The sequence below is a fragment of the Neisseria sp. P0008.S010 genome, from assembly GCF_051962715.1.
GTDB lineage: Bacteria > Pseudomonadota > Gammaproteobacteria > Burkholderiales > Neisseriaceae > Neisseria > Neisseria elongata.
Genome location: NZ_JBQCVA010000483.1, coordinates 1 through 207, shown reverse-complemented (window position 1 = coordinate 207; position 207 = coordinate 1). Strand labels below are relative to the sequence as shown.

The window sequence follows — 207 nt, the reverse complement described above, 5'->3', positions numbered from 1 at the left end:
GGCGGGTCGTTAAGTCAGGGGTGAAATCCCGGAGCTCAACTCCGGAACTGCCTTTGATACTGGCGATCTAGAGATCGAGAGAGGTGAGTGGAATTCCGAGTGTAGAGGTGAAATTCGTAGATATTCGGAAGAACACCAGTGGCGAAGGCGGCTCACTGGCTCGATACTGACGCTGAGGTGCGAAAGCGTGGGGAGCAAACAGGATTA

Annotated in this window: 1 rRNA gene; it reads left to right on the top strand. The window is 53.6% G+C overall.

The annotated features are described in order from the left end of the window. Positions 1-207: ribosomal RNA gene (locus ACTHSL_RS14435) — 16S ribosomal RNA — on the top strand; the annotation flags it as partial.